The sequence below is a fragment of the Mycobacterium sp. IDUB_19 genome (assembly GCF_055419445.1).
This window is the reverse complement of record NZ_JBVAXR010000078.1, coordinates 1-6,572: the sequence shown is the minus strand read 5'-3', so window position 1 is coordinate 6,572 and position 6,572 is coordinate 1. Positions and strand designations below refer to the sequence as shown.

Below are 6,572 nucleotides of genomic sequence, written 5' to 3'. Positions count from 1 at the left end.
TACTGCGAAGTCCACCACATCACCGACTACGCCCAATGCCACACCACCGACATCGACAACCTCACGTGGGCCTGCGGCCCCCACCACCGCTTGCTGCAACCCCGCGGCTGGACCACCCGAAAACGCGCCAACGGCACCACCGAATGGATCCCACCCCCACACCTAGAGCGCGGCCAACCCCGCACCAACACCTTCCACCACCCCAACAAACTCCTGCTCGACCCGGACGACGACGAGGCGGCCTAACAGCTAAAGCAGCGTGATTTGTTCGGGCTCCGGCTCGGCCGGCTCGAGCAGCTGGGGACCGTTATTGCGCACGCTGTTCACCAACCTCGACACCTCGCGCAACTCGATGCCGCGCACATCCGGTACCTGGCCCAGCAGCTCGGCGTCTAGCGGCGCATCGGGATTCAACCAGGCGTCCCAGTCGCGCTCGGCCAGGATCAACGGCATCCGGTCGTGCACCTCGGCCAGCTCGCCGACGGCGTCGGTGGTGATGATCGTGCAGCTCAGCAGCGGGTCTTTTTCTTTGCCGGGCTTCCAGACCGACCACAGGCCGGCCATGAACAGCGGCTCGCCGTCGTCGCGGTGCATGAAGAACGGTGTCTTGGCGGTCTTCTTGCCTGCGGCGTTGTCCGGATTGGGCCGCCACTCGTACCAGCCGTCCATCGGCACCAGGCAGCGCTTACTTTTCGCCGAACCGCGAAACGCCGGCGAGGTCGCCACCTTGTCGGCACGGGCGTTGATCAGCAGCGGACCCTTGGTATCCGGGCCGCCGTCCGGACCGGCCTTGACCCACGGCGGCACCAGTCCCCAGCGCATCAGCCGCACCCGACGAGTCGGCTCGTCGTCCGGCTCACTGTGGCGCGACACCACCGTCGCGACCGTGGCCGTGGGAGCCACGTTGTAGTTGGGCTCCCCCGCGCGCTCCGAGCTACCGGTAGCTTCGTCGATCGCTTTGATCTTCTCGGCTAGCAGGGCCGGATCCGTCGTGACCGCAAACCGTCCACACATGACTTCCATGGTGCCCGGTACCCACGACACCCGCCGACACGGCAGGATGAAGCCGTGACCACCGAGCCCTGGACGGCCCCCACCGCGCCGGCATCGGTGCACGCGACCGTGACCGTTCCGGGCTCGAAATCGCAGACCAACCGGGCGCTCGTGCTCGCGGGACTCTCGAGTGCGCAGGGCCAAAATGCCTCGACCATCAGCGGCGCGCTGCGCAGCCGCGACACCGACCTGATGATCGGCGCGCTCACCGCGCTGGGATTGCGCGTAGACGGAGACGGTTCCGAGCTGACGGTCAGCGGCCGACTCGATCCCGGTCCCGGCGCGCGCGTGGACTGCGGTCTGGCCGGCACGGTGTTGCGCTTCGTGCCGCCGTTGGCAGCCTTGGCCGACGCGGCGGTGGAATTCGACGGCGACGAGCAGGCCCGGGCCCGGCCGATCGCGCCGCTGCTGGACGCGCTGCGCGAGCTCGGCGTCCCGATCGAGGGAACGGGCCTGCCGTTCCGGGTGCGGGGCGGCGGATCGGTCGCCGGCGGCACCGTGGCAATCGACGCCTCGGCGTCGTCACAATTCGTGTCCGGCCTGTTGTTGTGCGGTGCGTCGTTCAGCAATGGCCTGACCGTGCACCACACCGGCACGTCGCTACCGTCCGCGCCGCACATCGCGATGACGACCGTGATGTTGCGGCAGGCCGGCGTCGATATCGACGATTCGGTGCCCAACCGCTGGCAGGTGCATCCCGGCACCGTCGCGTCCCGGCACTGGGATGCCGAACCCGATCTCACCAACGCCGTTCCGTTCCTGGCGGCGGCCGTCGTCACGGGCGGCACCGTACGGATCACCGGATGGCCGGCCGCCAGCGTGCAACCCGCCGGGGACATCCTCGACGTGTTGGGCAAGCTGAATGCCGTTGTCAACCAAACTGATTCATTTCTCGAAGTGCGGGGCTCGGCGGGTTACGACGGATTCGACGTCGACCTGTGCGCGGTCGGCGAGCTGACGCCATCGGTCGCGGCGTTGGCGGCGCTGGCCACCCCGGGGTCGGTGTCACGATTGAGCGGCATCGCCCATCTGCGGGGCCACGAGACCGACCGGCTCGCCGCGTTGAGCACCGAGATCAACCGGCTCGGGGGTAACTGCCAGGAGACGCCCGACGGCCTGGAAATCGCTTCCACACCACTGCATTCCGGCATCTGGCGCGCATATGCCGACCATCGGATGGCCATGGCCGGCGCGATCGTCGGGCTGCGAGTCGCCGGGGTTCAGGTCGACGACATCGGCGCCACCTCCAAGACGCTGCCGGAATTCCCGCAGCTGTGGGCACGCATGCTGGAGTCCAGCGTTTGAAGCCGGGCGACTACGACGAGTCCGACGTCAAGGTCCGCTCCGGTAAGGGGACGCGGCCCCGAACCAAGACCCGTCCGCAACACGCCGACGCAGAGTCCGCCATGGTGGTCAGCGTCGACCGCGGCCGGTGGGGGTGTGCGCTGGGCGGCCGCCCCGAGCGCCGGGTCACCGCAATGCGGGCCCGCGAACTGGGCCGCACCCCGATCGTCGTCGGCGACGATGTCGACATCGTCGGCGATCTGTCCGGGCGGCCGGACACCCTGGCCCGCATTGTGCGCCGGGGTCCGCGGCGAACGGTGTTGCGGCGCACCGCCGATGACACCGACCCCGCCGAGCGCGTAGTGGTCGCCAACGCCGATCAACTGCTCATCGTGGTGGCACTTGCCGACCCACCGCCACGCACCGGCCTGGTCGACCGGACGCTGATCGCCGCGTACGCCGGTGGCCTGACACCGATTCTGTGCCTGACCAAGACCGACCTCGCCCCACCCGAACCGTTCGCCGAGCAGTTCGTCGATCTGGATCTGACGATCGTCGCCGCCGGCGTCGACGACCCGTTGCTCGCGGTGGCAGAGTTGCTTCCCGGCAAGATCACCGTGCTGCTCGGGCATTCCGGGGTCGGCAAGTCGACTTTGGTGAATCGCCTTGTGCCCGAAGCCGATCGGGCGGTCGGCGTGGTCACCGACATCGGCAGGGGACGACACACCTCGACGCAGTCGGTGGCGCTGCCGCTGGGCGACTCGCTGCCGGGTTCCGGCTGGGTGATCGACACCCCGGGCATTCGCTCGTTCGGGCTGGCCCACATCCAGCCCGACGACGTGCTCTCGTCCTTCGCAGATCTGGCCGAGACGGTGCAGGACTGCCCGCGGGGCTGCGGCCACATGGGACCGCCGGCGGACCCGGAATGTGCGCTGGACACGCTCTCCGGCCCGGCCGTTCGCCGCGTCGAGGCGGCCCGGCGGTTGCTGGCGGCGCTCAGGGAGACGTAGCCAGCCGCATGCCGAGTTCGTCGGGCGGCACCAGATGGCCCTTGGTGCAACGAATTTCGACGCTTGCCTCGGCGCCGCAGCCAAGATGAGTCAGCCGCAGCCGGTTACGGCCCGGCAGATGGTGCCGTCCCCACTCGAACAGCGCCCAGACCACCGGCATGAAATCAATGCCGGCCTCGGTCAACACGTACTCCTCGCGGCTGCGCTGTCCAGGGTCCTGATAGGGCTGGCGCGCCAATAGCCCGAGGTCAACCAGCTCGGCCAGTCGCGCCGACGTGGCCGCCTTGGTGATGCCGACCCGGCGGGCGAAGTCGTCGAACCGGGTGGTGCCGTAGTACGCCTCGCGCATGATCAGCATCGCGGATTTGGTGCCGACCACCGTCATCGTCTTCTCGATCGCGCACTGGCCGACCGGCGACCATTTCTCCCGGTCCGCCAGGGCGCCCTGCAGAAATGTCATCTAAATCACCTCCCGACTGGGTTGATTTTAGTATACCTAGACGTTTTGCTGGGTATATCGAGCCATACTCAGGACTCAAGGAGGAGTCATGACCGCTTTCTCGCCTGGTTTTCAAGGCCGCGACGCCGTCATCGTCGGCGCCGTCCGCACCCCCATCGGCAAGGGCAAGGCCGGCGGCGCGCTACACGATGTGTTGCCCGTTGACCTGTTGGCGCACAGCCTGCGTGAACTCGTGACCCGCACCGGTGTGGACCCGGCGCAGGTCGACGACGTCATCGCCGGTGCCGTCACCCAGGTCGGCGATCAGGCGGTCAACATCGCGCGCAACGCGTTGCTGGGCGCGGGCTTCCCCGAGTCGGTTCCCGGCGTGACGATCGACCGCCAGTGCGGCAGCAGCCAGCAGGCGATCAGCTTCGCCGCCCAGGGCGTTATCGCCGGTGCCTATGACCTGGTGATCGCCGCGGGCGTGGAGTCGATGAGCCGCGTACCGATGGGCACCCAGGTATTGCCGGGCAGCGACCCGTTTGGCGAGGGCATGAGCGCGCGCTACCCCGAAGGCCTTGTGCCGCAGGGTATCAGCGCCGAGCTGATAGCCGCGAAGTGGGGTTTCTCGCGCACTCAGCTCGACGAGTTCTCGGCCGGCAGCCACGACAAGGCCGCCCGCGCCACCAAGGACGGGCTGTTCGAGAACGAGCTGATCCCGATCGCCGGGCTGTACGCCGACGAGATCATCCGCCCCGCCACCACCGTGGAGACACTGGCCGCGCTGAAGCCGGCGTTCTACAGCGAGAAGATGAAAGAGCGCTTCCCGCAGATTAATTGGGAGATCACACCGGGCAACTCGTCGCCGCTCTCGGACGGCAGCGCCGCGGTGCTGATCACCACCAGTGAGGTCGCCAAGAAGCTGGGCCTGCGCCCGTTGGCCCGCATCCACACCACGACCGTGGTGGGCGACGACCCGCTGTACATGCTGACCGGCGTCATTCCGGCGACCGAGAAGGTGCTGCGGCGGGCCGGCCTGACGCTGGCCGACATCGACCTGTTCGAGGTCAACGAGGCCTTTGCGCCCGTGGTGCTCGCATGGGCCCACGACACCGGAGCCGACCTGGCCAAGACCAACGTGAACGGCGGCGCCATCGCGATCGGCCACCCGTTGGGCGCCAGCGGTGCTCGCATCATGACCACCATGGTCAACGCGCTTGAACGGCGCGGCGGCCGCTACGGTCTGCAGACGATGTGCGAGGGCGGCGGCATGGCCAACGCCACCATCATCGAGCGGCTCAGCTAGTAAGAGTCAACACAGGAACACAGAGCCCCCGCGCCTCATTGGCGTGGGGGTTTTCTGTTGATAGTTGATCGGACTATTTGACTCGAAGCCCGTCGAGCAGGGCGTTCAGCGCCCGCACTCCTTGGTCGCGCGCTACAAGTTGATCGGGTGCGTTCGCGATGAAGAGGGCGGCTTCGTCGGCAGCGGCGAGTAGAAGGTGCGCCAAAGCGTCAGTGGGTTGATTCGCCGCAAGGTCGCCTTCGTCGATGGCACGTTCGAGCGTGGCGCGAATGGCCCCAAGTCCGTAGCGGCTTTCCAATTCACGCCACTTGACCCAACCGAGTACGGCTGGCCCGTCGATAAGCAATATCCGCTGAACATGAGGAGTGAGCGACGCATCCAGGAAGCCAATTAGGCCCTGCCGCAATTGGTTTAGCGCGCCGTCCGCAGGGTCGGCAAGGTTTTTTGCGGCTTCGATGACCAGGTCCTCTTCGACCGCGAGGAACGCCGCTTCGAATAGCGCCTGCTTATCCGCGAAGTGATGATAGAGCGCACCACGGGTGCCGACGCCAGCCTCTGCAACGACTTCTTCGGTGCCCGTGCGGTGATAGCCCTTTTCGACAAACAGCTTTCGAGCAGCAGCAACGAGCGCTGCACGAGTGGCCTCTGCCTGCGCAGCCCGGCGCGCTTTCGTGTCCAGGGGCTCATCAAGCGCCACTGCGCCAGCCTATTGCATACATCGAGTGGGTCACCTACAGTCCGAATGTCACATACAGTCTGTAGGTGATACCCATTCACTCAGCCTGCCGTGGAGGTTCCGCGTTATGTCTGCACCTGTCGATGTCGTCCGTAGGTTCTGCGCGCTGATGGAGGGACGTGACGCCGAGGCGCTGCGACCGCTCATTGCCGACGACGCTGTCTATCAGAATGTCGGCATGCCAGCGTCGAACGGCGTGAATGCCATTGTTGAGAACATGGCGGCGCAGTTTGCAATGTTCCCAGATGCCTACGCCTTTGAAATCGTGAACATGGCCAGCGACGGACCGGTGGTGCTGACCGAGCGCCTCGACTACATCCAGGCACCCGACGGTAGCAAGCCAGCAGTCCCAGTGATGGGCACCTTCGTTGTCGGCCAAGACGGGAAGATCACCCGCTGGACGGATTACTTCGACGTGTCGCTGACCGTGAAACTCCTTCAAGGCGAAGACATTAGCACCCTCGTGCCCGCGACCGTCTAAGGGCTTCGGCAACTTTCGACTGCCCGATGTCCTCGCCGGAAGCCCATCGTCCTCGCGTGGGCCCACGACACCGGGGCCGACCTGGCCAAGACCAACGTGAACGGTGGGGCGATAGCGATTGGTCACCCGCTCGGTGCCAGCGGTGCTCGCATCATGACCACCATGGTCAACGCGCTTGAACAGCGCGGCGGCCGCTACGGTCTGCAGACGATGTGCGAGGGCGGCGGCATGGCCAACGCCACCATCATCGAGCGGCTGGG

General features: G+C 66.7%; 8 protein-coding genes and 1 pseudogene. 6 read left to right on the top strand and 3 right to left on the bottom strand.

Going from position 1 to position 6,572, the window contains the following annotated elements:
• The coding region (locus ACZY0B_RS26430; protein WP_463767196.1) for an HNH endonuclease signature motif containing protein at nt 1-246 on the top strand (246 nt) is incomplete at its 5' end.
• Nucleotides 247-249: 3 nt separating this feature from the next.
• On the opposite strand, the gene ACZY0B_RS26425 is transcribed toward ACZY0B_RS26430, so the two are convergent.
• A complete protein-coding gene (locus ACZY0B_RS26425) occupies nt 250-1,014 on the bottom strand; it encodes an SOS response-associated peptidase (protein WP_463767195.1) in 765 nt (254 codons plus the stop codon).
• A 54-nt stretch (nt 1,015-1,068) separates the two neighbouring features.
• Between ACZY0B_RS26425 and aroA the strand changes: the two genes are divergently transcribed.
• The gene (gene aroA / locus ACZY0B_RS26420; RefSeq protein WP_463767194.1) at nt 1,069-2,358 is read left to right on the top strand and encodes a 3-phosphoshikimate 1-carboxyvinyltransferase; all 1,290 of its coding nucleotides are present in this window, start codon (nt 1,069-1,071) and stop codon (nt 2,356-2,358) included.
• A complete protein-coding gene (rsgA, locus tag ACZY0B_RS26415) occupies nt 2,355-3,347 on the top strand; it encodes a ribosome small subunit-dependent GTPase A (RefSeq protein ID WP_463767192.1) in 993 nt (330 codons plus the stop codon). Before aroA ends, rsgA begins: the two co-directional genes overlap by 4 nt.
• Here the strand turns inward: rsgA and ACZY0B_RS26410 are convergent.
• A complete protein-coding gene (locus ACZY0B_RS26410; protein ID WP_463767190.1) occupies nt 3,334-3,807 on the bottom strand; it encodes a winged helix-turn-helix transcriptional regulator in 474 nt (157 codons plus the stop codon). The genes rsgA and ACZY0B_RS26410 overlap by 14 nt on opposite strands.
• A gap of 88 nt (nt 3,808-3,895) precedes the next feature.
• Between ACZY0B_RS26410 and ACZY0B_RS26405 the strand changes: the two genes are divergently transcribed.
• On the top strand, nt 3,896-5,095 hold the full coding sequence (locus ACZY0B_RS26405; protein ID WP_463767189.1) for a thiolase family protein: 1,200 nt from the start codon (nt 3,896-3,898) through the stop codon (nt 5,093-5,095).
• A 73-nt stretch (nt 5,096-5,168) separates the two neighbouring features.
• Here the strand turns inward: ACZY0B_RS26405 and ACZY0B_RS26400 are convergent, their stop codons facing one another.
• Complete coding sequence (locus ACZY0B_RS26400; RefSeq protein ID WP_463767188.1) at nt 5,169-5,792, bottom strand: TetR/AcrR family transcriptional regulator; 624 nt, start codon at nt 5,790-5,792, stop codon at nt 5,169-5,171.
• A 106-nt stretch (nt 5,793-5,898) separates the two neighbouring features.
• Here ACZY0B_RS26400 and ACZY0B_RS26395 point away from each other — a divergent pair, with 106 nt between their 5' ends.
• Nucleotides 5,899-6,312 (top strand): limonene-1,2-epoxide hydrolase family protein, encoded by a 414-nt coding sequence (locus ACZY0B_RS26395; protein WP_463767187.1) that lies wholly within the window; start codon nt 5,899-5,901, stop codon nt 6,310-6,312.
• A gap of 42 nt (nt 6,313-6,354) precedes the next feature.
• Nucleotides 6,355-6,572 (top strand): annotated as a pseudogene (locus ACZY0B_RS26390) (steroid 3-ketoacyl-CoA thiolase); the annotation flags it as partial.

Bases quoted from the DNA above. Each gene is read 5' to 3' on its own strand.
- ACZY0B_RS26405 (WP_463767189.1), top strand. From the start codon at position 3,896: ATGACCGCTTTCTCGCCTGGTTTTCAAGGCCGCGACGCCGTCATCGTC.
- ACZY0B_RS26410 (WP_463767190.1), bottom strand. From the start codon at position 3,807: ATGACATTTCTGCAGGGCGCCCTGGCGGACCGGGAGAAATGGTCGCCG.
- ACZY0B_RS26395 (WP_463767187.1), top strand. From the start codon at position 5,899: ATGTCTGCACCTGTCGATGTCGTCCGTAGGTTCTGCGCGCTGATGGAG.
- ACZY0B_RS26425 (WP_463767195.1), bottom strand. From the start codon at position 1,014: ATGTGTGGACGGTTTGCGGTCACGACGGATCCGGCCCTGCTAGCCGAG.